We start from the raw sequence: 24,488 nt of genomic DNA, 5'->3' as shown, positions 1-24,488 counted from the left end.
CGTGGCCGCCTCCACGCCCCCGGTCATCGCCGTCGTCGGACCCACCGGATCCGGAAAATCGGATCTCGCCGTGTCGCTGGCCCTGGCCCTCGACGGCGAGGTGGTCAACGCCGACGCCATGCAGTTCTACCGCGGCATGGACATCGGCACCGCGAAGATCACCGAGGCTGAGCGCAGGGGAGTGCCCCACCACCTGCTCGACATCCTCGACGTGACCGAAGAGGCCAGCGTCTCCGACTTCCAGCAGCGGGCCCGTGCCGTGATCGCGGACATCCACGCCCGCGGCAAACGGGCCATCCTGGCCGGCGGCTCGGGCCTGTACGTCCGTGCCGCCCTCGACGTCCTCGAGTTCCCCGGAACCGACCCGGAGATCCGGCAGCGCCTCGAGCAGGAGGAGGCAGCGGCCGGAGTCGCCCCGCTGCGGACGCGGCTGGAACGGGTGGATCCGGTCTCGGCCGGCCGGCTGGGTGATGCGCGCCGGGTGATCCGCGCCCTGGAGGTCTACGAACTCACGGGGCGGCCCTTCAGTTCCTTTATGCCCTCACGCGAGTACTTCCAGCCGGCCGTGCAGATCGGACTCGAGGTGGACCGCGAACAGCTGCGCGAACGCCTGGCCACCCGCGTCCACACCATGGTCGAGCAGGGGCTGCTGGCGGAGGTGCGGCGCCTGGATGCCCTGGGATTGCGCCGCGGCAAGACCGCCTCCCGGGCCCTGGGCTACGCGCAGTTCCTCAAGGTCGTCGACGGCGAGTCGGACCCGGCGCAGGCCGCGGAAGAGACCATCGTCGCGACGCGCCAGTTCGCCCGCCGCCAGCTCACCTGGTTCCGCGCCGACCCGCGGATCAACTGGCTGGACTGGCAGGACCCGCAGTTGCCGGCCCGAGCCGCTGCGCTCTGCAGCTGAGCCCGGCGTCGCCGTTTCCGCTCCGGCGCGGCCGCAACGGTAACCTTGGAGCATGGACGAAACCCTGGCCGCGGCCGCTGACCACCTCCCCGCCGGAGACACTGCCGGAGACACCGCCGGACTCGCCGGACTCAAGTTCTCCAAGGGCCACGGAACGGGCAACGACTTTGTCCTGATTGCGGACCCGCACGGCGCCCTCTCGGTCACCCCGGAGCAGGTGGCCGCCCTCTGTGACCGCCACCGCGGCATCGGCGCCGACGGCCTCATCCGCGCCGTCCCCTCCCGGCTGCTGCCGGAAGGCCAGGAGCTGCTCGGCCAGCACCCCGCGGCGGAGTGGTTTATGGACTACCGCAACGGCGACGGCTCGCTCTCGGAAATGTGCGGCAACGGCGTGCGCGTCTTCGTCCATTTCCTTATCAAAGAGGGCCTCGTGGACCTGCCGGCGGGGGAGTCACTGACCATTGGAACCCGCGGCGGCGTCAAGACCGTGGTGCGCACCGCGGCCGGCTACGCCGTCGACATGGGCCCCTGGGAGTTCATCTTCCCGGGCGAGGCCACCGCCCGCGCCATGGATTCGCTGGTCAGCGCCGACGGCCTGGAAGTTGCCCGGCCAGCGCTGTCCGTGAGCATGGGCAACCCGCACACCGTCGTCGCCCTCGCGGAGCAAGCCGAGCTCGAAGCCACGGAACTGTTCAGGGCGCCCCGGGTCGACCCCGCGCCGCCGCACGGCACCAACGTCGAGTTCGTGGTACCGTCCGAACCGCTGGTGCACGACGGCGTCGGAGCCATCACCATGCGCGTGCACGAGCGGGGTGTGGGGGAGACCCTCTCCTGCGGCACCGGGGCCTGCGCCGCCGCCGTCGCGATCCGGCACTGGGCCGGCGCGGGCGCCCCGGACACCTGGAACGTCACGGTGCCCGGCGGCGTCGTCGGGGTCAAATTCTTCCTGGCCGCGGACGGCCACGAGCACGTCGAGCTGAGCGGCCCCGCCGTGATCGTCGCTAGCGGGATGCTTTCCTGACCCGTAGGATGCGGAACGACTTTGAGGTGCTTTCCCGGGTCACGGTGAAGCTGCTGTCCAGCTCCGCGGCCAACCAGCGCTGAAGCGAATCCGAGCCAAGGTTCTTCTGCACCACCAGCCAGGCCGAACCGCCCGGAGCCAGCCGCGGCAGCCACAGCAGCAGCAGGGCGTGGAGTTCGTCCTTGCCGATCCGGATGGGCGGGTTGGACCAGATGGTGTCGAAGCGCAACTCCGGGTCCACCTCGCCCGGGGTGCTGGCGGTGACATTCTCCAACCCCAGCAGCGCCGCATTTTCATTCGTCAGCGTCACGCAGCGCTCGTTCACGTCCACAGCAAAGACCCGGGCATGCGGCGCCCGCAGCGCCATGGTCAGCGCGATCGGACCCCAGCCGCAGCCGATATCCAGCAGGTTCCCCTGCGGCGCCGGGGCGGGAACGTCCGCCAGCAGGACCGCTGTTCCCTTGTCGATGCCGTCCGGGCTGAAAATCCCGGCGGACGTCTGCAGCGTCCGCTGCGCGCCGGCAAGCTCCACGGTCAGGGGCTTGCGGGTGAACGGCCCGGCCGGCTGGGCGCTGAAATAGTGTGCGGACTCCATAACTGGCCAGATTAGTTGGCCGTCCGGGGCTATGGGAAACCGGCACGGACCAGCGGTAGATGAGCCGGCGAGCGCGCGGGACACGCGCCCCCGGCCGGTCCGGGGCCGCGGCACGGTCTGCTAACGTTAAAGACATGTTCTTGAACTTCAAGTAGCCGGCACGGGCCTTCCTTTCGTTAGCGAAGTCCCGTCCCCGCAGCGACGCAGGTAGTTACCTTCCGCTCAGTGCGCCCCGCGATGCTCTTGCCATGGAGCCGACGGCCAGCGCCAGAACCTTGGAGTTTGGCAGTGCTCCTTCGAGCCCGGCCGGGCGGACAGTCTCTCCCTCCTTAAGGCGACCACGCCTGTATCTTTCCCCTTTCCCAGCGCTCCGTCCCGGAGCCCGCCCCAGCCCGCGGCACCGCTGCCGGCGGCAAGCCAGGAGGCATGGATGACCAACACTCGTCAGCCCAGCGCGAATACAGCGCCACAAGAGACCGAACAGCACTATTCTGGAAGGGCCAACCCTTCAAAGGAGACCATGACCAGTCAGCCCAACACCGGACCCGATTCAGCCGCCCAGGACATGAGCCCTGCGGAAATCCAGGCTGTCATCGACCGGATCCTCTCCAAAGACGCCCCTGCCTCGAAGAACGGGACCGGCGCCGGCCACTCCGGCGAGTCCCGGGCCGTGTTCGGCAAGGCCCAGGCAATCTCACGGCTGGATGAGGAGCACGGCAGCTACGACGGCGACCAGCAGGACCTCGAGGAGCGCCACGCGCTCCGCCGCACGGCCGGCTTGTCGACGGAACTCGAAGATGTCACCGAAGTCGAATACCGGCAGTTGCGCCTGGAGCGAGTGGTCCTCGCCGGGCTCTGGACCGAAGGCACCCTCGCCGACGCCGAGAACTCCCTCCGCGAGCTCGCTGCCCTGGCCGAAACCGCCGGTTCCGAGGTCCTCGACGGACTCGTCCAGCGCCGCGCCAAACCGGACCCGGGCACGTTCCTGGGTTCCGGCAAGGCCCAGGAACTCAAGGACATCGTGATGTCCACCGGCGCGGACACCGTGGTGGTCGACGCAGAACTGGCACCGTCCCAGCGCCGTGGCCTCGAGGACATCGTCAAGGTCAAGGTCATCGACCGCACCGCCTTGATCCTGGACATCTTCGCCCAGCACGCCAAGAGCCGCGAAGGCAAGGCCCAGGTGGAACTGGCCCAGCTCGAATACCTGCTCCCGCGCCTGCGCGGCTGGGGTGAATCGATGTCCCGCCAGGCCGGCGGCCAGGTGGGCGGCGCCGGAGCAGGCATGGGTTCCCGCGGCCCCGGTGAGACCAAAATCGAGCTGGACCGCCGCCGGATCCGCACCCGGATGGCCAAGCTGCGGCGGGAAATTGCCGCGATGAAGCCGGCCCGGGAGACCAAGCGGGCCAACCGCCGTCGTAATGCCGTCCCGTCCGTGGCCATCGCCGGCTACACCAACGCTGGCAAGTCGTCGCTGCTGAACCGGCTGACCGACGCCGGTGTCCTCGTGGAGAACGCCCTGTTCGCCACGCTGGACCCGACCGTCCGCAAGGCCGAGACCGCCGACGGGCTCGGCTACACCCTCGCCGACACCGTGGGATTCGTCCGCTCGCTGCCCACCCAGCTGGTGGAAGCCTTCCGCTCCACCCTGGAGGAGGTCGCGGATTCGGATCTGATCCTTCACGTCGTCGACGTCTCCCACCCTGACCCGGAGGGCCAGATCGCGGCGGTCCGCGCCGTGTTCAGCGAAGTCGACGCGCGCAAGGTGCCGGAAATCATCGTCCTGAACAAGGCCGATGCCGCCGACCCGTTTGTGATCGAGCGGCTCAAGCAGCGCGAACCGCGCCACGTGGTGGTCTCGGCCCGCACCGGCGAAGGCATTCGGGAACTGCTCAAGGCCATCAGCGAGGGCATTCCGCGGCCCAGCGTCAAGCTGGAACTCATGATCCCGTACAACCGCGGGGACCTGCTCAGCAAGCTGCACGAGACCGACGCGGAAATCATCAGCCTCGACCACGAGGAGACCGGCACCCGTGCCGTGGTGATGGTGCGCGAGGGGCTCGCCGCCGAACTGGATTCCTTCGTCAGCAATGACTGAACCAGCGGTGGCCGAAGGGGAGGCCCTGCCGTCCGGCGAGCAGTTCGTAGTTGAACTGCTCGACCGGGCGGTCTCCGGCATGGGCGGCCAGAGCCGCGACGGCCAGCACGAAATGGCCCGGCAGGTGGCCCGCGCGATTGAAACCGGCGACCACCTGCTGGTCCAGGCCGGCACCGGCACCGGCAAGTCCCTGGCGTACCTGATTCCGTTGATCGCCCACTCGCTGGTCAGCGACAAGCCCACCCTGGTCTCCACCGCCACCCTGGCGCTGCAGACCCAGATCGTCGGCCGGGACCTGCCCCGGCTGCTCAAGACCATCACACCCGCCCTGGACCGGCCGGTGAAAGTGGCCCTGGTCAAGGGACGCTCCAACTATGTCTGCCGGCACAAGCTCGAAGGCGGCTTCCCCTCCGAAGAGCCCTCCGAGGGCCAGTTGTTCTCCCTCGGCGAGGACACCTCCGTGCCGCACTTCGCCGCCGCGATGGGCGGGCCGTCCTCCCAGCTCGGCAAGGAGGTAGTCCGGCTCCGCGAGTGGGCCGAGGACACCCAGACGGGGGACCGGGACGAGCTGATGCCGGGCGTGACCGACCGCGCCTGGCGGCAAGTCTCCGTCACCTCGATGGAATGCCTCGGGGCGCAGAAATGCCCGCTCGCCGCCGAATGCTTCAGCGAACTCGCCCGGCAAAACGCCGCCGACGCCGACGTTGTGGTCACCAACCACGCCATGCTGGCCGTCAGCGCCTTCGAAGGCCTCGCCGTGCTGCCCGAGTACGACGTGGTGGTGGTGGACGAGGCACACGAACTGCAGGACCGGGTGACCGGCGCCGTGTCCGGACAGCTCTCCGTAGCCATGGTGCACGCCGCCGCGTCAGGTGCCCGCAAGCACACCGGAATCACCGTCGACGCGCTCAACAACGCCGCCTCCAACCTGGAACTCGCCATTGAAGGCGTCCCCAGCGGGCTGATGCCGAACGGCCTGAACAGCGAACAGCTCGACTGCGTGGACCAGTTGCGTGACGCCTGCCGCGCCGCGCTCTCGGATTCGAAGGGCGACAGCGCCAACACCGCCGACGGCGGCCGGCAGCTCGCCCGGTCCCGCCTGATGCTGATCCTCGAACTGTGCGAACGGCTCCTGGCCGCCAAGGAAAACCGCGAGGTGGTCTGGTTCTCACGCAACAGCAGTTTCGACCCGCAACAGGGTTACTCCCAGCCCGATGACTCCGCGCCCGCGCTGATCAACATCGCCCCGCTCAGCGTCGCCGGGCGGCTGCGCGAGGGCCTGTTCGCCGACCACACCGTCGTGCTAACCTCGGCCACCCTCGCCATCGGCTCGGCCTTCGAGCCGGCAGCCGGAGGACTCGGCCTGGTCGGCCCGGGCGCCCCCAGCTGGACCGGCGTCGACGTCGGGTCCCCGTTCGAATACCCCAAGCAGGGCATCCTCTACGTCGCCAAACACCTGCCCAAGCCCGGCCGCGGAACCTCGCCCGAAGCCCTCGACGAGCTCGAAAAGCTGATCCGCGCCTCCGGCGGCGGGGCCCTGTGCCTCTTCTCCTCCCGGCGCGCCGCCGAGGAAGCCGCCGAGGCGATGCGGCCGCGGCTCGGCCTGAGTATCCTCTGCCAGGGCGAATCGACCATGACGGCACTGGTGAAGCAGTTCGCGGACGAGCCGGACACCTGCCTCTTTGGCACCATGTCGCTCTGGCAGGGCGTCGACGTGCCCGGTAACTCCTGCCGCCTTGTGGTGATTGACCGGATCCCGTTCCCGCGGCCCGATGATCCGCTGATGACGGCCCGCTCCCGTGCCGTGGCACAGGCCGGCGGCAACGGTTTTATGACCGTCTCGGCGACCCACGCCGCTATCCGGCTCGCCCAGGGCGCCGGCCGGCTGATCCGCTCGACGTCGGACAAGGGCGTGGTGGCCGTCCTGGATTCCCGGCTGTCCACTGAGCGCTACGGCGGGTTCCTGCGCGCCGCGCTGCCGCCGTTCTGGCCCACCACCGACCCTGCGGTGGCCCTGGCCGCCCTTGCACGCCTGGCCCGGGATGCGCCGGCCCAACAGACCGCCACCTAGGCCGACAGGCAACGCGAAGGCCCCGTCCGGAACGTTCGGACGGGGCCTTCGGCGTCGGCGGCCGGACGTGCCGACGCGGGTGCTAGAGGGAGCGCAGCACGGAGACGACCTTGCCCATGATGACGGCGTGGTCACCCAGGATCGGTTCGTACTGGGTGTTCTGCGGAAGCAGCCAGGTGTGGCCGTCGCGCTGGCGGAACGTCTTGACCGTGGCCTCGTCGTCGAGCAGGGCGGCCACGATGTCGCCGTTAACGGCGTCGTTCTGGCGCCGGACCACCACCCAGTCGCCGTCGCAAATGGCGGCGTCGATCATCGAATCGCCGGCCACCCGGAGCATAAACAGTTCGCCGTGGCCCACCAACTGGCGCGGCAGCGGCATCACGTCCTCCACCACCTGGTCGGCCAGGATCGGGCCGCCCGCGGCGATCCGGCCCACAAAGGGCACCATCGCTGTGTCCGTGGCGCTGGCCAGCTCCGAGACCGCGAGGCCACCGACGGCCCGCAGACCGGTGGACTTCGCAACACCGGACACCTTGGTGGCGCCCTCGTCGAGCGTCAGCGGCAACAGGACTTCCATGGCGCGCGGCCGTTTCGGGTCCCGCCGCAGGTAACCGAGCTTTTCCAGCTGCGAGAGCTGGTGGGTGACGCTGGAGAGGCTGGCGAGCCCGACGGTGTCGCCGATTTCACGCATCGAGGGCGGGTAGCCGTTGTCCGTCACAGACCGCTGGATGGTCTCCAGGATCTTCTTTTGCCGGACGGTGAGGCCCTTCGGCGCCCGGCCGGTCTGGGGGTTCCGCTGGGCGGCCCTCCCGCCGGCGGCTTGTGCTGCCATGTTCGCCTCGCCTTTCCGTTCCGCCCGGCCGCAGTGGCCGCCGTGACCAGCGGGCCTGAAAAATGTCAGACCCTGTTGATCAACTGCTGTTGATCGCCACCCGTGGTTGTCCTGCAATTGGTTGTCCTGCTGGTTCAAAAGTAGGCCAGCCTGCACAGTTTTTCAAACATTTGTTCTAGCGAGTCTCGACAATGTTCGTTCATAAGTGCTAAAACAGGAACTACCAAGTTCGAATATGTGTTCGAAGCAGGGCGTCGGAGGAGCACTCCTGTGTTCGGTTCTGTGTTCGAACATGGTGATCAACGTTTACGTTCCAAGGTTCGCGTTTGATGGTTAGGCCGGTTGGCGGCAGGTACGTGGAGTACGCCGGGCGGCACAGATAAGTCCAGGAGGGCTCAGCTCATGTCAGCAGTAAGCGCTATTTCCGGTTCGCTGGTTTCCGTTCCCGGCCAGGGCCCGTCCGAGGGGTCCGGCTTTGAGGCCTTCGGCCCGAATGGCATCTTCGACGGCCAGGAGTCCGGCCGGAGCCGGCGGACGGTGCCCGCCGGGCAGGCGCCGCTGCGGCTGACCCGCCGCGGCCGCTTCGTCTTCTTTGGCCTGCCGCTGATCCTGCTGGCTGCCCTTCTCCTCTCGCTGGCCGGTTTCCTCAACGCGCCGGCCAAGGCTGCCGACTCCGCGTCGGAGCTGGCGCTCACGCCTACGGTCACCGTCACCGTCCAGCCGGGGGAGTCACTTTGGGCCATCGCCGGCGCCGTGGCACCGGAACGGGATCCCCGCGACGTCGTCGCGGACATCGTCCAGCTCAACAACCTCGGCGCCGCCCGCGTCATCCCCGGCCAGCAGCTCTACGTACCCTCCAAGTAGCGCCGGCGGCCGGATTGCCGGTCACAGTTTCGGGGGCGGGCAGGGTCTCACTTAAACTGGGCAGGTGACTGACCAGCTAGAGCGCCTCAACCGACTGCCCCTCCGGACGAACCTGCGGGGGTTGCGCCCGTACGGCGCGCCGCAGCTGGACGTCCCCATCCTGCTGAACGTCAACGAGAACACCCACGGGGTTCCGGCCGACGTCCGTGCGGCCATCGCCGAAGCGGTGACGGAGGCCGCCGCCGGGCTGAACCGCTACCCGGACCGCGAGTTCACCGAACTGCGGGAAGGGCTCGCCGAGTACCTCGGCCACGGCCTCGACGCCGGCAATATCTGGGCAGCGAACGGCTCCAACGAGGTCCTCCAGCAGATCCTCCAGGCCTTCGGCGGCCCGGGCCGCACAGCGCTCGGCTTCCCTCCCACGTACTCCATGTACCCGCTGCTGGCCGCCGGCACGGACACCGGATACATCACCGGGGTGCGCGCCGACGACTATGGGCTCAGCGCCGAATCGGCCGCGCGGCAGGTCCGCGAGCTGCAGCCCAACGTTGTTTTCCTTTGCTCGCCGAACAACCCCACCGGCACCGGCCTCGGCCTCGACGTCGTTGAAGCGGTCTACGAGGCCGGCAAAGCAAGCCAGACCATCGTGATCGTCGACGAGGCGTACCACGAGTTCGCCCACGACGGCACGCCCAGCGCCCTGACGCTGCTGCCCGGACGGGAACGGCTGATCGTCTCCCGGACCATGAGCAAAGCCTTCGCCCTGGCCGGGGCGCGGCTGGGCTACATGGCGGCCGCGCCGGAAGTCACCGACGCCCTGCGCCTGGTCCGCCTGCCGTACCACCTCTCCGCCATCACCCAGGCCACGGCGCTGGCCGCGCTGCGCCACCGGGTGGCCCTGATGGCCGACGTTGAAGACATCAAGCGCCAGCGGGACCGGATCGTCGCCGAGCTGACCCGGCTGGGCCTCAAGCCCGCGGCCTCGGACTCCAACTACGTGTTCTTCGGCGGCCTCGAGAACCCGCACGAGACGTGGCAGGGGCTGCTGGACGCCGGAGTCCTCATCCGCGACGTTGGCATCCCCGGCCACCTGCGCGTGACCGCCGGCACTGAGACGGAAACCACAGCCTTCCTGCAGGCGCTGGAGCGGATCCTGACCGGCCACGAAGCGCAGTCCGCCTAGACTAAAGCCAGGACCCACGCACACCGCCGGCGTTTGCCGGGCGCCCGCCTCATCCAAAGGACACCCCACATGAGCACCACCGGATCTGCCGCTGCCGAGGCCCGGACCGCACGCCTCGAGCGGACCACCAGCGAATCGTCCGTGCTGGTCGAGATCGACCTCGACGGCACCGGAGTCTCCGACATCAGCACCTCCGTGCCGTTCTACGACCACATGCTGACGGCGCTGAGCAAGCACTCGCTGATCGATATGACCATCAAGGCCACCGGCGACACCCACATCGACGTCCACCACACCGTTGAGGACGTCGCCATCACCTTCGGCGAGGTCCTCCGCACCGCCCTGGGCAACAAGGCCGGCATCCGCCGCTTCGGCGAGGCCACGGTCCCGCTCGACGAGGCCCTCGCGCACGCCGTCGTCGACGTCTCCGGCCGGCCCTACCTGGTGCACGCCGGCGAACCGGCGGGCCAGGAATACCACCTGATCGGCGGCCACTTCACCGGGTCCCTGACCCGGCACGTCTTCGAGGCCATCACGCTTCACGCCGGAATCTGCCTGCACATGAATGTCACCGCCGGCCGGGACCCGCACCACATCGTCGAGGCCCAGTTCAAAGCCTTCGCCCGAGCTCTCCGGGCCGCCGTGGAACCCGACCCCCGGGTCGAGGGCATTCCCTCCACCAAGGGTGCGCTGTGACCGGCAAGGTCCTCCAGGACGGCGCGATCATCAACCCCGACGCGGCCCGCAAACCCGCCTCGCCCGAGGGCAAGCCCACCGTCACCGTGCTGGACTACGGCTCCGGCAACGTCCGTTCGGCCGTCCGCGCGCTGGAACGCGCCGGTGCCGAGGTGATCCTCAGCGCCAAGCCCGAGGACGTGCTCAACGCCGACGGACTCGTCGTCCCCGGCGTCGGGGCCTTCGAAACCGTCATGAACGAGCTCAAAGCCGTTGACGCCGTCCGCATGATCGGACGCCGGGTCGCCGGCGGCCGTCCGGTGCTCGCGATCTGCGTCGGGCTCCAGGTCCTGTTCGAGGCCGGCGTGGAACACGGCACCGTTGCCGAAGGCATGGGGGAGTGGCCCGGCAAGGTCGAGCTGCTGCCGGCCGAGGTGGTGCCGCACATGGGCTGGAACACCGTCACCGTGCCGGAGGGCTCACGGCTCTTCGCCGGCGTCGAGAACGAGCGCTTCTATTTCGTGCACTCCTACGGCGTGCAGCACTGGGACTTCGACGTGATCCAGCCGCGGATGAAGGCACCGCTCGTGACCTGGTCCGAACACGGCGCCCCGTTCATCGCCGCGGTGGAAAACGGCCCGCTCTGCGCCACCCAGTTCCACCCCGAAAAGTCCGGCGACGCCGGCGCGCGGCTGCTCCGCAACTGGGTGGACGGCCTGCGCACCGACACCAAGCCCGGCACCGCCCGGCCCGCCGCCCCGGAACAGACCGCCTAGATGTGGTCCATAGTCCTGATGGGCCTCGCCGGACTGCTCGTAGGCGGCGCCCTGTCCTTCCGGCAGCAGAAAAGCCCCCTGTGGGTCCAGGTCGTGTTCTACCTCCTGGCCGGAATGTCGCTGCTGGCCGCCTGGCTCCTGACCCTGCCGGGAAACTGACCCCGCCGGCACCGGACCGGCCCGCAAACACGCACCCCTTCCAGACCGCCGCCCCAACACCGTGAGGACCCTACGATGACCACCGAAACCCCGCTGCCGGTACTCGAGTTGCTCCCCGCCGTCGACGTCGTCAACGGGCAGGCAGTGCGCCTGGTCCAGGGCGAAGCCGGCAGCGAAACCAGCTACGGCACCCCGCTGGAGGCCGCGCTCAACTGGCAGGACCAGGGCGCCGAATGGGTCCACCTCGTGGACCTCGACGCCGCTTTCGGGCGGGGCTCCAACGCCGAACTGCTGCGCGAGGTCGTAGGCCGACTGGACATCAAGGTGGAGCTTTCCGGCGGCCTGCGCGATGACGAGTCCCTGGAAAAGGCCCTCGACCTCGGCGTGGCCCGGGTGAACCTCGGCACCGCGGCGCTGGAGAACCCCGAGTGGACGCAGCGCGTGATAGAGCGCTTCGGCGAAAAGATCGCCGTCGGACTCGACGTCCGCGGCACCACCCTCGCCGGCCGCGGCTGGACCAAGGAGGGAGGCGACCTCTGGGACGTGCTCGGCCGCCTCGAAGAGGCCGGCTGCGCCCGCTACGTCGTCACCGACGTGACCAAGGACGGCACGCTGCAGGGCCCCAACGTCGAACTGCTGCGCCAGATGGTGGAAAAGACCGGCAAACCCGTGGTGGCCTCCGGCGGCATCTCCAGCCTCGAGGACCTCAAAGTCCTGCGCTCCCTCGTGCCGCTCGGCGTCGAGGGCGCCATCATCGGCAAAGCCCTCTACAACGGCAACTTCACGCTGCCGGAGGCGCTCGACGTCGCCGGCCGCCGCTAGGGAGACCCCCGCCCATGGAGCACAAGCCACTGCCCGGCCACATCGCCGCCGCCCTCGCCGGGGCCGGGGGCGCGACGGACTCCGCCGGGCAACCCTGGGCCGGGCGCAGCCTCAGCGGTGACGACGCCAAGATCCACAACTTCGAGGACGACGACGGCGCCGCAGACGCCGGCTACCGCGCAGCGCTGGCGGCACTCGCCGCCGGCACGGGCGACGAGGCGGCGGTCGTGGCATCGCTGGCCACCGCCCGCGTCTTTGTGCCCATCCTCGCCCGGCTCGCCGAAGAAGGCGACGCATTGGCCGGCCAGGAGGGCAAGGAACACCACGGCGGGGAACTGCACGGTGACAAACAGGCGGACATGGCGCTGGTGACCCTGCAGGCGCCGGACGGCCGGACCGCGCTGCCGGTCTTCACCTCGGCGGACGCCCTCGCGGCCTGGCACGCCGAGGCGCGGCCCGTGGCGGTCTACGCCGCGCGGGCGGCGCTTTCCGCCGTCGCCGAAGGCGCCGAACTGCTCGTCCTGGATCCCGGTTCAGCCGCCACCTTTGTCGTGCGCCGGCCCGCCGTCTGGGCCCTGGCCCGGCAGCACGGCTGGACGCCGAGCTACAGCGACCCGGCGGTAGCCGAAGCGGTCGCAACCGCGGCGGCTGGCCTTCCGGCGCTCCGGCGCGTGGAAATCCAGCCCGGCGGGGGAGTGGCGTCGGCGCAGGCCGGCGGCGGCCAGCTTCCCGGCGGCGGCGCGGGCCCGGAGTTGCGGATGGTGCTGTACCTTGAAGACGGGCTCGACGCCGCCGCGGTGCAGTCCCTCGTGGCCGGGCTGAACGACGCGCTGGCCCGGAATGAAACATTTGCCGAGCGGGTTGACTCGATCGACATCAAGTTGCAGCGCGCAGCACCCTAGCCGACGGCCGGCACGGACACTTCCGGGTGCTGCCCACGGCAGTACACAAAGGAAAGCAGTTTCGTGAATTTCGCGCTCTACCGGGACCTGCTGGCCGTGAGGCCCATCAGGAACCTCCTGCTCGTCGGCATGGTCGCCCGCATCCCGCACTCCGCGGCCGGGGTGCTGCTGACGCTGCACATCGTCCTCAGCCTCGGACAGGGCTACGCCGCCGCCGGTGCTGCGGCCGCCGTCATGACCATCGGGATCGCCGTCGGCGCCCCCTGGCGCGGACGACGGGTGGATACCGTGGGCCTGCGCCGGGCACTCATCCCCTCCGTCGTCTCCGAGACCGTGATCTGGTCGATCGTGCCGCATGTGGGCTACGAACTCCTGCTGCCGCTGGTCTTCGTCGGCGGCCTGCTGACTCTGCCGATCTTCAGCGTGGTGCGTCAGTCGCTGGGCATCCTCGCCGGGGGAGAACAGCGCCGGACCGCCTTCGCCCTGGACGCGATCAGCACGGAGCTTGTTTTTATGATCGGCCCGGCAGCGGGCGCCGTCATCGCCACCGCGGGCTACTCGGCGCTCGGCCTGACCGTGGTGGGCGTGGCCACCTCCCTCTCCGGCCTGTTCCTGATGTGGATCAACCCGCCCACCCGCAGCGCCGACCCGGGCGCGGAACCGGACGCGGCGTTCGAGGCCGGCCAGCAGGAGGGCGCGGAGAGCGCGCTCGTCGCCGCGGCGCCCCATGTGCAGGAAGCCGCGGCCGAGCTGGCACCGCTGGCCGCCGCGGAACAGCGCCGGCAGGACCGCCTGGGCCTGAGGCACAGGGTCGTCCACAACTTCGCCTGGTTCACGGCCGGTGTGGCGGCGGTCTTCGCCGTCGCAGCCGGTGCGGGCATGGTCCTCAGCGGCACCGACGTCGGCATTGTCGCGGCCCTGCAGACCGGCGGCCATGAGGCCGAGATCGGCATCGTCTTCCTGTTCTGGTGCGCCGCGTCCGTGCTGGGCGGCCTCGTGTACGGCGCCATGCACCGGCCGGTGTCGCCGGTCCTGCTGCTGCTGGGCATGTCCGCGCTGACCCTTCCGATGGCCTTCGCGCAGGACACCTGGACGCTCGCCCTGCTCTCGCTGCTCCCGGGCCTGCTGTGCGCGCCGGTGCTCTCGGCGGCGTCGGAGAAGGTCGCGGCCCTGGTCGAGGAGGGGCGCCGCGGCGAGGCGATGGGCTGGTACGGCTCGGCCCTCACCGGCGGCGTGGCACTCGGCGCACCGCTGGCCGGGCTCTTTATTGACGGGGTTGGCCCGGGAGCGGGCTTCCTCTCAGTGGGGCTGGCCGGCGTTGTGCTGTGCCTGGTGGGCCTGGTCCTGCAGCGGCGCCGGCGCCGGCGGCTTGCCGCGGCTTGACCTGCTGCGGCCCTCGCCCGGCCCCCTTCCGGCGCCCGGTTGCAGCGCCCGGTTACAACGCCCGGTTAACCGACGACGGCGGCGGCCGGCCCCCTGGGATCCGCCCGCCGCCGTCGTCGTTGGCTGTTAGTGCTGGTGCCTAGTTGACCGGGCCGGTGTACTTCTCGCCCGGGCCCTTGCCAGGGGCGTCCGGAATGACGGATTCTTCGCGGAACGCGAGCTGCAGGGAACGCAGGCCGTCGCGCAACGGGCCGGCGTGCTGGGAACCGATTTCCGGCGCCGCGGAGGTGACGAGTCCGGCCAGCGCGGTGATCAGCTTGCGCGCTTCGTCGAGGTCCTTGAGCTCTTCGGCGTTGTCCTCGGCAGCCAGGCCGAGCTTCACCGCGGCGGCGCTCATCAGGTGGACGGCGGCGGTGGTGATGACCTCGATCGCGGGGACCTCGGAGATGTCGCGGATCTGCTGGGAGACGTCGGGCTGAGCGTCGGCCGGCTGGTAAACGTGTGAATTACTGTCTGAAGTGCTCATGCTGGTAAGCTTGTCACAGACCGACTGAATGTCGTTATTTCTGCAGCTTGAAGCAACACCTGCAACCCGCCCGGCGCACATGTGCGTTGAACGGGTGCCTTCTGTAGAATGGCAGTTCAGTTTGCAAGCGGAGTTCTCTCCCACCCGCGTCAACCGCACATATTCCTCACGGAATCAAGGTTGCCGGGTACCTGGTCGGGCATTCTTCCCGGGCATCACGCCTGGCGGGGGACGCATGCCGCCTCCTCACGGGGGAGGGCAGTTCCGATCTTCGAGGCCTTCGATTGCTCCGGCAATTGGAGGCCTTCTTCATTTGCCGGCGAAGTACCCCCACGAACACAGGAGCTTTAACATTAGCGAGCCAAGAATCAATGAGCGTATCCGCGTCCCCGAGGTGCGGCTGGTCGGCCCTGCAGGTGAACAGGTAGGAGTCGTCCGTATTGAGGATGCCCTGCGTTTGGCTGCCGAGTCCGATCTTGATCTCGTTGAAGTTGCACCGCAGGCCAAGCCTCCGGTGTGCAAGCTGATGGACTTCGGCAAGTACAAGTACGAAGCCGCTGTCAAGGCACGTGAGGCCCGGAAGAACCAGACCAACACGGTCCTGAAGGAAATCCGTTTCCGGCTCAAGATCGACACTCACGACTACGAGACCAAGCGCGGCCACGCGCTCCGGTTCCTCGGCGCCGGTGACAAGGTCAAGGCCATGATCCAGTTCCGCGGCCGTGAGCAGCAGCGTCCCGAGATGGGCATCCGCCTGCTCCAGCGCTTCGCCGACGACGTTGCCGAAGTGGGCGTCGTGGAGTCCAGCCCGCGTATCGATGGCCGCAACATGGTCATGGTGGTGGGCCCGCTGAAGAACAAGGCCGAAGCAAAGGCAGAGGCCCGCCGTGCAACGCAGCGCGCAGAAGCCAAGGCCGAGAACGAAGCCAAGGCCTCGGGCCGCGTCGACACCTCGGGCCCGGATGCGCCGATGACGCAGTCGCTCGCCGATCTCCTTCCCGAGGGCTACCAGGTACGGACCGAGGCCACCGAAACCGAGGCGCCCGAAACGGCGGCTCCGGCAACGGAAGCCCCCGCCGTCGAGAAGCCCAAGGCAGAGGAATCCAAGGCAGCCGAGACCGCGGCCGCGAAGGCTCCGGCCGAGGCGGCCCCGGCAGCGGAAGAGCCGAAGCAGGAGGCCCCCAAGGCCGCCAAGGCAGCGGCTCCGAAGCAGGCGGCACCCAAGGCTGACGCGAAGCCGGCAGCGAGCAAGGCCCCGGCTGCCCCGAAGGCCGCGGCTCCCAAGGCTGCACCGAAGGCCCCTGTTGCTGCGGCCCCCGCCGCAGCGACGCCGGCTGCCGAGAAGCCTACGCCGAAGCCGGTCGCGGCTCCCAAGCCGGTAGCCCGGCCTGCGGCGCCGAAGCCTGCGGCTCGGCCGGCGGCCCCCAAGGCCGCCCCGAAGCCGGGCAGCAAGAAGACTAACTAGTTCACGGCTGCCGGACAGCAATGTCCGGCAGCAAGCAACCAGCACGCCGCCCGCAGGGGTGGCTGCACGAAAGACTGCAGACCTGGTCTGCGGATACGTAAGGAGATCGGTTCCCATGCCGAAGATGAAGACCCACAGCGGTGCTAAGAAGCGCTTCAAGCTGACCGGCAGCGGCAAGCTGCGCCGCCAGCAGGCCAACCGCCGCCACTACCTCGAGCACAAGTCCTCCAGGCTGACCCGCCGCCTCGCCGGCGACAAGATCGTCTTCAAGGGCGACGCCAAGGTCATCCGGAAGATGCTCGGCATCTAAGTTCCAAGTTCTCGGATCGATTGCCGCCTGGCAGCGGTCCACTACCAAAAAGGCTTCTCAGGCCAGCCGGGTTTCCCGGCAGTAGACGCTTGGGATCAGAATTCTGAAGGAGTACGCACGTGGCACGTGTGAAGAGGGCGGTCAACGCCCACAAGAAGCGCCGGGTTATCCTCGAACGCGCAAAGGGCTACCGTGGACAGCGTTCACGCCTGTACCGCAAGGCCAAAGAGCAGCTGCTGCACTCGTTTGTGTACAGCTACGGCGACCGCAAGAAGAAGAAGGGCGACTTCCGCCGCCTGTGGATCCAGCGCATCAACGCTGCATCCCGCGCCAACGGCCTGACCTACAACCGTCTGATCCAGGGCCTCAAGGCCGCTGAGGTCGAGGTTGACCGCCGTATGCTGGCCGAACTGGCCGTCTCCGACGCCAACGCCTTCGCCGCGCTGGTCAAGGTTGCCAAGGACTCGCTGCCCGCGGACACCTCCGCTCCGGCCGTCCAGGCTGAAGCCGCTGCTGCGCCGAAGGCCGCCAAGAAGGCTCCCGCGAAGAAGCCTGCTGCCAAGAAGGCTGACGCCGAGGCCAAGTAGTCCCCGCCGCCGTCGCAAGACAGCACCGTTCGAGAACCCGCTGCGTAAGCAACTAAGGTTCTTATATGAACGAAACCGGGCGCCCGCAAGACTTTGCACTTTCCAATCCTCGAGCCGATCGAGTGAGGAAGGTGGCACAGCTCGCCGGGCGCCCGGCCCGTTTAAAGCGCCGCGAGTTCCTGGCCGAGGGTCCGCAGGCTGTCCGCGAGGCCCTGGTCCTGCACCAGCGGCGGATTGCCGCGGGGGAGCCCGGGATCGTCTACGAGGTCTACGCAAGCGAGGCCTGCCTGGACCGGCACCCGGACCTGGAAGCCCTGGCGGAGGGCACCGCCGCGTACCTCGCCACCGATGAGGTGCTGGCCGCCATGGCGGACACGGTCACGCCGCAGGGCATTCTTGCGGTCTGCGGCTTCCTGGATGTCAGCCTCGACGCGGTGCTGGACGCGCGCCCGCAGCTCCTCGCGGTGCTGTGCCAGGTGCGGGACCCGGGCAACGCCGGAACCGTGCTCCGGGCCGCCGACGCCGCCGGCGCTGATGCCGTTATCCTGACCGCCTCCAGCGTTGACATCTACAACCCCAAGGCCGTCCGCTCGACCGCAGGTTCCCTCTTCCACCTGCCCGTCGTGCTCGGCGCCGACGTCGAGGAGCTGGCGGCCCGCTGCAAGGAACGCGGCATCGGTATCCTCGCCGCGGACGGCCAGGGCCAGCTGAACCTGGACCGCCTGCAGGACGAGAACGCGGCCCGCCGCCTGGGCGCCTCGGCCGCCGGGTCCGTCTTCGCCCTGGAGCAACCCACCGCCTGGCTCTTCGGCAACGAGGCGCAGGGACTGTCCGCCGAAGAACTCGCCCTGGCCGACCACCGGGTCGCCGTGCCGGTCTACGGGGCGGCCGAAAGCCTCAACCTCGGCACCGCTGCAACGGTCTGCCTGTACGCCAGCGCCCGCTCCCAACAGCCCGCCGCCTCCTGAGCGGACAGCTGCCACAACAACGACGGCGGGGGCCCACCTTTCGGTGAGCCCCCGCCGTCGTGCTTTCACCGCTGCGGCACTGCTGCCGGGACGGTGGCTTGAGAGATTACGTGCTCCGGTTGCGCCCGGTGACGGCGCCGTAGATGCCGGCAACAACGAGGCCGCCGACAATGGCCAGGAGCCAGGAACCCAGATTCCAGAATTCCATCTTGCCGCCGCCGAACAGCAGGTCGCCGATCCAGCCGCCGACAATGGCGCCGACGACGCCGAGCACGAGGCTGGTGACCCAGCCGCCGCCGACCCTGCCAGGCATGATTGCCTTAACGATTGCACCTACAATGAGTCCGAGAATGATCCAGCCTAGAAAGCCCATTTCTCCTCCTACATATTCGTCGGCATTCACCTTAGGAATCCCGATTATGGCTTCAAGCTAACACAGGCGTGACCCCCTGTCAGCAACATCACCCCCAATCGTTACCTGCCTGCTGAGGCCCCTCCGCGGTGCGGGCGCGGTTCCGGAACGGGTACGGTATTTCTTGCGGATACGGGCCCCCGCCGGTGTCCGCGATTCCCCCGAAAAACCTCCAAAGGAGAAGCTCTCGTGGCTGCAAATGGCGGTACCAAAGCGATTGTCGCGGCGCTGGCCGCCAACCTGACGATTGCCGTCCTGAAGTTCGTCGCGTACATCCTGACGTTGTCCTCCTCGATGCTGGCCGAAGCGATCCACTCCCTCGCCGACTCCGGCAACCAGCTCCTGCTGCTGGTGGGCGGCAAGCGCGCCCAGAAGGAGGCCAGCCCGGAACACCCCTTCGGCTACGGCCGTGAGCGTTACATCTACGCCTTCATCGTCTCGATTGTGCTGTTCAGTGTCGGCGGCCTCTTTGCCCTGTACGAAGCGTGGGGCAAGCTGCAGCACCCCCACGGCATCGAGGGCGACTTCTGGTGGGTGCCGCTCGCGGTCCTCGTCGGCGCTATCATCGCCGAATCGTTCTCGTTCCGGACGGCAATCATGGAATCCAACCACATCCGCGGCAAGCAGAGCTGGGTGCACTTCATCCGCAATGCCAAGCAGCCCGAGCTGCCGGTGATCCTGCTGGAGGACTTCGGCGCCCTGCTGGGCCTGGCCTTCGCGCTGTTCGGCGTGAGCCTGACGCTGGTCACCGGCAACGGCATCTGGGATGCCCTGGGCACTGCCATGATCGGCCTGCTGCTGGTGGCGATCGCCGCCGTGCTGGCCGTGGAAACCAAGTCCCTGCTCCTCGGCGAGTCCGCCACGAAGGACGACGTCGCGAAGATCCGCGCTGCCATCGAATCCGACGGCACCCGCATCATCCACCTCAAGACCATGCACCTGGGCCCCGAGGAACTGCTGGTCGCGGCCAAGATCGGCATCGGCCACTCCGATACGGGCCGGCAAGTCGCGGCCGCAATCGACGCCGCCGAGATCCGGATCCGGGACGCCGTGCCGACGGCGCGCGTGATCTACCTGGAACCGGACCTGGAACGCGTCACCGCCGGCTAGGACCGGGCGTCGCACCGAGGCCGTTGGGCCGGAACCGCAGGCTGCGGGTTACCGGACCAGCGGCCTTTTGCGTTCCACCGCGCCGCTGAGCACGGCGACGCCGAGGCCGAGGATGGCCAGTACCGCTCCCACCAGGGCGGGGGCCACGTAGCCCCAGCCCCACGCGATGACGAGGCCGCCGAGGAAGGCGCCCAGGGCATTCGCCACGTTGAGTGCGGCGTGGTTCAACGAGGATGCCAGCGACGGCGCGTCGGGCGAGGCGTCGAGGAGGCGGGTCTGCAGCGCCGGAACGAGCATGGAACCGGCCGCGCCCACCACAAAGACCATCACGTAAGCGGACCAGGGCCAGTGCACCGCCACCGCGTAGACCACGAGCGCCACGGCCACGCCGGGCAGGACCCAGTAGATGGTGCCCATGACGGACCGGTCCGCGATGCGGCCGCCGACGATGTTGCCCGCCACCATTCCCACGCCGTAGAGCGCGACGACGAGCGGCAGCCATTCCGCCGGGATGCCGGCCACCGAGGTCATGGTGTGGGCGATGTAGGTGTACGTGGCGAAGAAGCCGCCGAAACCGACGATGCCGATCAGGATGGCCAGCCAGACCTGCAGCCGCTTCAGCGCGCCGAGTTCGCGCCGGATGCTGGCGTCCGCGTGGGGCTGCTGGAACGGCACGAACTTCCAGAGCATGGCCATGGTGGCAATCCCGATCAGGCCGACCAGCAAGAAGAGCAGGCGCCAGCCGAAGTTCTGGCCCAGCCACGTCCCGAACGGCACACCGATCACGTTGGAAACGGTCAGCCCGGCCATCACCATGGAGATCGCCCAGCCGCGCCGGGTCGGGGCCACCAGCGACGAGGCGATGACAGCGGCAACCCCGAAGAAGGCGCCGTGAGGAAGCCCCGCAGCAAAGCGGGACACCAGCATGGTGCCGTAGTCCGGAGCAATGAAGGAGCTGAGGTTGGCGAGGCTGAAGAACAGCATGAGCCCCAGCGCGAGGTACTTGCGCGGCAGCTTGGCTCCGACCGCGGCAAGCACCGGGGCGCCGACCACCACGCCCAGGGCGTAGGCGGAGATCAGGTGCCCCGCCTCCGGGGTGCCGATGCCCAGGCCGTGCTCGACCTCCTTGAGCAGGCCCATCATGGTGAACTCCGTGGTGCCGATGCCGAACCCGCCCATGGCGAGCGAGATGATGGCGAGGGCGAGGTGGCGGGTGCCGGTCTTGGGCGTCGCGGGGGCGTCTTTGGTGATGGTCATCCGTCTGCTTTTCGGGAACGATCCCGGCCGGGGCCAGGAGAATGCGGCGTGGTGGATCGGCTTGTGCTGTCAGTGGGGGCAACGCAGGACGCGGGGCCCGGTATTCCGGCGCCCGACGTGGCGCGCCCCACCATTGTCCCCCGGCAGCGGGCGCCGGGCGGCCCCTAGACTGGTGGACGTGACTGAACTCATCAGCGTCGTCGGCGGCGCAGTAGTGGATTCCCTGGCCGCCCCCCGGACCCTCCTGGTGGCCCGGCGGACGGCGCCGCCCCAGTTTGCCGGCATGTGGGAGTTCCCCGGCGGCAAGGTGGATCCGGGCGAGGCCCCGGAGGGTGCCCTGCACCGTGAACTGTACGAGGAGCTCGGCGTGGAGGTCCGGCTGGGGGCGGAACTGCCCGCCGAGGCGCCGACCGGCTGGCCGCTGAACGAACGGGCAGCCATGCGGGTCTGGTTCGCGGAGCTGGCCGCTGGCACCCCGCAGCCGCTGGAGGACCACGACGAGCTGCGCTGGGTGCCGCTGGCGGACCCCTCGGAGGTCCTGGGCCTGCCCTGGATCCCGGCCGACCTGCCGATCGTCGAAGCACTCCTGGCAGCCGTTGGAGCCGAACCCTCGCCAAACTGAGCCCTGTGTGCCTACTCTTGGGCCAACCGAGAGGAGCTGGGTGTGCAGGTCGGGGTCAGACGGGAAGAGCGAGCGGGCGAACGCCGGGTTGCGGCGACACCGGAGACGGTGCGGCAACTAACGGGCCTGGGCCTGGCACTGCTGGTGGAGTGCGGGGCCGGGGCCGAGTCCGGCTACGACGACGCCGACTACGAGGCGGCGGGCGCGGCCCTCACCCCGGCGCTCCCGCTGAAGGCCCTCGACGTCCTGTTGCACGTCCGTCCGCTCACGCCAGAGACCGCCGCCGCGCTGCGGCCGGGCGCCGTCACCATCGGTTTCGCCTCCCCGGCCTCGGAACTGCCGGCCGTCGGGGCCCTGGCCGCCGCCGGGGTGACGTCTTTTGCCCTGGAACTCGTTCCCCGGATCTCCCGCGCCCAGTCCATGGACGCCCTCAGCTCCCAGTCCCTGGTCGCCGGCTACCGCGCCGTCCTGGAAGCCGCCGTGCGGTACCCGCGGTTCTTCCCGCTCTACATGACCGCCGCCGGCACGATCCCGCCGGCCAGGGTGCTGGTCCTCGGCGCCGGCGTCGCCGGCCTGCAGGCGATCGGCACCGCCAAACGGCTCGGTGCCCGGGTTTCCGCGAACGATATCCGGGCGGCCTCCGCCGACGAGGTCGCCTCGATGGGCGGCACCTTCATCAATCTCGACCTCGACACCCGGGCAGCGGGCGCGTCCGCCGAGGGCAGCGGCGGCTACGCCCGGGAGCTCGGCGAGGACCGGGCCGCCCGGCAGCGCGCGCTGCTGGCGCCGCACGTGGCGGCCGCGGACGTGCTCATCACCACGGCCGCGATCCCGGGCCGGGCCGCCCCGCTCCTCGTCACCGCCGACATGGTCGCCGGCATGCGGGCCGGGTCCGTCGTGGTGGACCTCGCCGCCGAGTCCGGCGGCAACGTCGAGGGCGTCATCGCCGGCCGGGACGTTTTGGTGCCGGTCCCAGGCGGCGCCGTGACCCTGGTGGGGATGCAGGACGCGGCGTCCGCCCTCGCCTCCGACGCGTCCCGCCTGTACGCCAAGAACGTCGCCAACCTGCTCGCCCTGATGACCTCGGACGGCACGGTGGCACCGGACTTCGACGACGACGTCGTCGCCGGAGCCTGTCTGACCCACGACGGCGCCGTCCGCCACGCCGGCACGGCGGCAGCTATGGAGGCGCACACGTAATGGACGCAGTCACCTTACTCACGGTGGTGGTCCTCGCCGTCTTCGTCGGCTTTGAAGTCGTCTCGAAGGTCACCAGCAAACTGCACACGCCGCTGATGTCCGGCGCCAATGCGATCCACGGCATCATCCTGGTCGGGGCCGTCATCGTGGCGGGCCAGGCCGACGATCCCTGGCTGCTGGCCGTGGCCCTGCTGGCGGTGGCCCTCGCGACCGTCAACCTGGTGGGCGGCTTTGTGGTCACGGACCGGATGCTGGAAATGTTCGGACCGCGGAAAGCAGCCGGCGCGCACCCGGCGGACGGCGCCGGGACTTCGGCTGGCACATCGGAAGCATCCGGCCGGGCAGGGGAGGGGCGCCCATGAGCATCCTCGCCCCCGCCTGGACCGCGCTGCTCTACCTCGTGGCAGCGGTCTGCTTCATCCTGGCGCTGAAGGGCCTCAGCTCGCCACGTACAGCCCGGCGCGGAAACGCCATCGGCGCCGCCGGGGCCGCGGTGGCCGTCGTGACGGTCTTCCTCTCCGCACGGCTGGAAAACATCCCGCTGATCCTCGCCGCCATCGCCGTCGGAACCGCCCTGGCAGTCCCGGTCGCCCGGCGCGTGCAGATGACGCAGATGCCGCAACTGGTTGCCCTGTTCAACGGCGTCGGCGGCGGCGCGGCCGCGCTGGTCGCGGTGCTGGAGCTCGGTCACAGCGCTGACTCCTGGGTCCGGCTGGCGGTCGTCTTCACCATGCTGGTCGGCGCGGTGTCCTTCGCCGGCTCGGCCGTCACGGTCGGGAAGCTGCAGGAGCTGATCAGCACCCGCCCGCTGCTGTTCCCCGGCATGCCCGTGGTGATGGCGGTCGTACTAGTGGGGGCTCTCGCCGCCGGTGGCTTCGTCGTGGGGACCGGCTCGACCGGCTGGGCCGGCGCGCTGCTGGTCCTCGGCCTGGCCGCGGGCCTGCTACTCGTGCTTCCGGTCGGCGGCGCCGACGTCCCCATCGTGATCTCGCTGCTGAACGCCTTCACCGGCCTCGCCGTCGCGGCCTCCGGAATCGTGCTGGGGAACGTGCTGCTGCTCGTCGCCGGCACACTCGTCGGCGCCAGCGGCACCATCCTGACCAAGGTGATGGCCTCCGCCATGGGCCGCGGCGTGGCCGGGATTATGTTCGGCGCCTTCCGGGGCGGGTCCACCGCAGGCTCGACCACGCTCAGCGACCGGCCGGTGCGCTCCTCCTCGGCCGAGGACGTCGCCGTCCAGCTCGGGTACGCCCAGCGCGTCGTGATTGTGCCCGGCTACGGCCTCGCCGTTGCGCAGGGCCAGCACACCGTGGCCGAACTCGCCACCGCCCTGACCGCCCGGGGAGTCGACGTCGTCTTCGCCATCCACCCCGTCGCCGGCCGGATGCCCGGGCACATGAACGTGCTGCTGGCCGAGGCGAACGTGCCCTACGAGTCGCTGCGGGAACTCGAAGAAGTCAATCCGGAGTTCGCGAGCACCGACATCGTCCTGGTGGTGGGCGCCAACGACGTCGTGAACCCGGCCGCGAAGTCATCGCCGGGGTCACCTATCTTCGGGATGCCGATCCTGGAGGTGGTCGAGGCCCAGCAGGTGGTGTTCCTCAAACGCTCGATGCGCCCGGGCTTTGCCGGCATCGAGAACGAGCTGCTGCACGATCCCAAGACCACTTTGTTGTTCGGTGACGCCAAGGATTCGCTCTCCAAGGTCCTCGGCGCGGTCAAGGTCCTCTAGGCCCAAGGGCCGGT

Annotated in this window: 26 protein-coding genes; 21 read left to right on the top strand and 5 right to left on the bottom strand. The window is 69.3% G+C overall.

Features of this window, described 5'->3' with window-relative positions:
• The first annotated feature begins 1 nt into the window (after nt 1).
• Both miaA and dapF read left to right on the top strand, forming a co-directional pair.
• Nucleotides 2–904, top strand: a complete 903-nt coding sequence (gene miaA, locus AC6I9V_RS02500) for a tRNA (adenosine(37)-N6)-dimethylallyltransferase MiaA (protein ID WP_497898211.1) — start codon at nt 2–4, stop codon at nt 902–904.
• A gap of 52 nt (nt 905–956) precedes the next feature.
• A complete protein-coding gene (dapF, locus tag AC6I9V_RS02495; protein WP_349413878.1) occupies nt 957–1,925 on the top strand; it encodes a diaminopimelate epimerase in 969 nt (322 codons plus the stop codon).
• On the opposite strand, the gene AC6I9V_RS02490 is transcribed toward dapF, so the two are convergent.
• Nucleotides 1,906–2,520 carry a class I SAM-dependent methyltransferase gene (locus AC6I9V_RS02490; protein WP_497898210.1) on the bottom strand — a complete coding sequence of 205 codons (615 nt, stop codon included), beginning with the start codon at nt 2,518–2,520 and terminating at the stop codon, nt 1,906–1,908. The genes dapF and AC6I9V_RS02490 overlap by 20 nt on opposite strands.
• Before the next feature lie 520 nt (nt 2,521–3,040).
• Here AC6I9V_RS02490 and hflX point away from each other — a divergent pair.
• Entirely contained in the window at nt 3,041–4,618 is a 1,578-nt protein-coding gene (hflX, locus tag AC6I9V_RS02485; protein WP_497898209.1) for a GTPase HflX, read from the top strand.
• Entirely contained in the window at nt 4,611–6,689 is a 2,079-nt protein-coding gene (locus AC6I9V_RS02480) for an ATP-dependent DNA helicase (RefSeq protein ID WP_497898208.1), read from the top strand. Before hflX ends, AC6I9V_RS02480 begins: the two co-directional genes overlap by 8 nt.
• An 82-nt stretch (nt 6,690–6,771) precedes the next feature.
• Here AC6I9V_RS02480 and lexA read toward each other — a convergent pair whose 3' ends face one another.
• Entirely contained in the window at nt 6,772–7,521 is a 750-nt protein-coding gene (lexA, locus tag AC6I9V_RS02475) for a transcriptional repressor LexA (protein ID WP_349413874.1), read from the bottom strand.
• 402 nt (nt 7,522–7,923) lie between these two features.
• On the opposite strand from lexA, the gene AC6I9V_RS02470 reads away from it, so the two are divergent.
• The 8 genes from AC6I9V_RS02470 to AC6I9V_RS02435 all read left to right on the top strand — a co-directional run bounded on the left by AC6I9V_RS02470 (nt 7,924) and on the right by AC6I9V_RS02435 (nt 14,285).
• Complete coding sequence (locus AC6I9V_RS02470) at nt 7,924–8,385, top strand: LysM peptidoglycan-binding domain-containing protein (RefSeq protein ID WP_497898207.1); 462 nt, start codon at nt 7,924–7,926, stop codon at nt 8,383–8,385.
• A 64-nt stretch (nt 8,386–8,449) separates the two neighbouring features.
• Entirely contained in the window at nt 8,450–9,568 is a 1,119-nt protein-coding gene (locus tag AC6I9V_RS02465) for a histidinol-phosphate transaminase (protein ID WP_497898206.1), read from the top strand.
• Between the two features lie 69 nt (nt 9,569–9,637).
• Nucleotides 9,638–10,264: an imidazoleglycerol-phosphate dehydratase HisB gene (gene hisB, locus AC6I9V_RS02460; protein WP_497898205.1), complete on the top strand. Its 627-nt coding sequence runs from the start codon at nt 9,638–9,640 to the stop codon at nt 10,262–10,264.
• A complete protein-coding gene (gene hisH / locus AC6I9V_RS02455) occupies nt 10,261–11,019 on the top strand; it encodes an imidazole glycerol phosphate synthase subunit HisH (RefSeq protein ID WP_497898204.1) in 759 nt (252 codons plus the stop codon). The genes hisB and hisH overlap by 4 nt, the downstream gene beginning before the upstream one ends.
• Nucleotides 11,020–11,178, top strand: coding sequence for a CG2302 family histidine operon protein (locus AC6I9V_RS02450; RefSeq protein WP_186467000.1), 159 nt, complete (start codon nt 11,020–11,022; stop codon nt 11,176–11,178). It begins immediately after the preceding gene.
• Nucleotides 11,179–11,253: 75 nt separating this feature from the next.
• Nucleotides 11,254–12,000, top strand: coding sequence for a bifunctional 1-(5-phosphoribosyl)-5-((5-phosphoribosylamino)methylideneamino)imidazole-4-carboxamide isomerase/phosphoribosylanthranilate isomerase PriA (priA, locus tag AC6I9V_RS02445; RefSeq protein ID WP_497898203.1), 747 nt, complete (start codon nt 11,254–11,256; stop codon nt 11,998–12,000).
• A 14-nt stretch (nt 12,001–12,014) separates the two neighbouring features.
• On the top strand, nt 12,015–12,902 hold the full coding sequence (locus AC6I9V_RS02440; protein WP_497898202.1) for an SseB family protein: 888 nt from the start codon (nt 12,015–12,017) through the stop codon (nt 12,900–12,902).
• 63 nt (nt 12,903–12,965) lie between these two features.
• A complete protein-coding gene (locus AC6I9V_RS02435; protein WP_497898201.1) occupies nt 12,966–14,285 on the top strand; it encodes an MFS transporter in 1,320 nt (439 codons plus the stop codon).
• Nucleotides 14,286–14,424: 139 nt separating this feature from the next.
• On the opposite strand, the gene AC6I9V_RS02430 is transcribed toward AC6I9V_RS02435, so the two are convergent.
• Nucleotides 14,425–14,811 carry a DUF1844 domain-containing protein gene (locus tag AC6I9V_RS02430; RefSeq protein ID WP_146337937.1) on the bottom strand — a complete coding sequence of 129 codons (387 nt, stop codon included), beginning with the start codon at nt 14,809–14,811 and terminating at the stop codon, nt 14,425–14,427.
• Between the two features lie 394 nt (nt 14,812–15,205).
• Between AC6I9V_RS02430 and infC the strand changes: the two genes are divergently transcribed.
• From infC to AC6I9V_RS02410, 4 genes are all read left to right on the top strand, one after another.
• On the top strand, nt 15,206–16,276 hold the full coding sequence (infC, locus tag AC6I9V_RS02425; protein WP_497898200.1) for a translation initiation factor IF-3: 1,071 nt from the start codon (nt 15,206–15,208) through the stop codon (nt 16,274–16,276).
• 115 nt (nt 16,277–16,391) lie between these two features.
• Nucleotides 16,392–16,586 (top strand): 50S ribosomal protein L35, encoded by a 195-nt coding sequence (rpmI, locus tag AC6I9V_RS02420; RefSeq protein WP_009358635.1) that lies wholly within the window; start codon nt 16,392–16,394, stop codon nt 16,584–16,586.
• Between the two features lie 119 nt (nt 16,587–16,705).
• Complete coding sequence (gene rplT / locus AC6I9V_RS02415) at nt 16,706–17,173, top strand: 50S ribosomal protein L20 (protein ID WP_497898199.1); 468 nt, start codon at nt 16,706–16,708, stop codon at nt 17,171–17,173.
• 65 nt (nt 17,174–17,238) lie between these two features.
• On the top strand, nt 17,239–18,141 hold the full coding sequence (locus tag AC6I9V_RS02410) for a TrmH family RNA methyltransferase (protein ID WP_497898198.1): 903 nt from the start codon (nt 17,239–17,241) through the stop codon (nt 18,139–18,141).
• Nucleotides 18,142–18,247: 106 nt separating this feature from the next.
• On the opposite strand, the gene AC6I9V_RS02405 is transcribed toward AC6I9V_RS02410, so the two are convergent.
• Entirely contained in the window at nt 18,248–18,514 is a 267-nt protein-coding gene (locus AC6I9V_RS02405; RefSeq protein ID WP_349413861.1) for a GlsB/YeaQ/YmgE family stress response membrane protein, read from the bottom strand.
• Between the two features lie 228 nt (nt 18,515–18,742).
• On the opposite strand from AC6I9V_RS02405, the gene AC6I9V_RS02400 reads away from it, so the two are divergent.
• Complete coding sequence (locus AC6I9V_RS02400) at nt 18,743–19,663, top strand: cation diffusion facilitator family transporter (RefSeq protein ID WP_497898197.1); 921 nt, start codon at nt 18,743–18,745, stop codon at nt 19,661–19,663.
• Nucleotides 19,664–19,711: 48 nt separating this feature from the next.
• Here AC6I9V_RS02400 and AC6I9V_RS02395 read toward each other — a convergent pair whose 3' ends face one another.
• On the bottom strand, nt 19,712–20,920 hold the full coding sequence (locus AC6I9V_RS02395; protein WP_497898196.1) for an MFS transporter: 1,209 nt from the start codon (nt 20,918–20,920) through the stop codon (nt 19,712–19,714).
• A gap of 178 nt (nt 20,921–21,098) precedes the next feature.
• Here AC6I9V_RS02395 and AC6I9V_RS02390 point away from each other — a divergent pair, with 178 nt between their 5' ends.
• The 4 genes from AC6I9V_RS02390 to AC6I9V_RS02375 are packed head-to-tail and all read left to right on the top strand — an operon-like array spanning nt 21,099 to nt 24,474.
• Nucleotides 21,099–21,542, top strand: a complete 444-nt coding sequence (locus tag AC6I9V_RS02390) for a (deoxy)nucleoside triphosphate pyrophosphohydrolase (protein WP_497898195.1) — start codon at nt 21,099–21,101, stop codon at nt 21,540–21,542.
• A 42-nt stretch (nt 21,543–21,584) separates the two neighbouring features.
• Nucleotides 21,585–22,742, top strand: coding sequence for a Re/Si-specific NAD(P)(+) transhydrogenase subunit alpha (locus AC6I9V_RS02385; protein ID WP_497898194.1), 1,158 nt, complete (start codon nt 21,585–21,587; stop codon nt 22,740–22,742).
• Nucleotides 22,742–23,104 carry an NAD(P) transhydrogenase subunit alpha part 2 gene (locus AC6I9V_RS02380; protein ID WP_497898193.1) on the top strand — a complete coding sequence of 121 codons (363 nt, stop codon included), beginning with the start codon at nt 22,742–22,744 and terminating at the stop codon, nt 23,102–23,104. Before AC6I9V_RS02385 ends, AC6I9V_RS02380 begins: the two co-directional genes overlap by 1 nt.
• Nucleotides 23,101–24,474, top strand: coding sequence for an NAD(P)(+) transhydrogenase (Re/Si-specific) subunit beta (locus AC6I9V_RS02375; RefSeq protein ID WP_497898192.1), 1,374 nt, complete (start codon nt 23,101–23,103; stop codon nt 24,472–24,474). The genes AC6I9V_RS02380 and AC6I9V_RS02375 overlap by 4 nt, the downstream gene beginning before the upstream one ends.
• The last annotated feature ends 14 nt before the right edge of the window (nt 24,475–24,488 follow it).

Source organism: Arthrobacter sp. SlRoot2-15, assembly GCF_059739345.1.
This window is presented reverse-complemented; position numbering and strand designations above follow the sequence as displayed.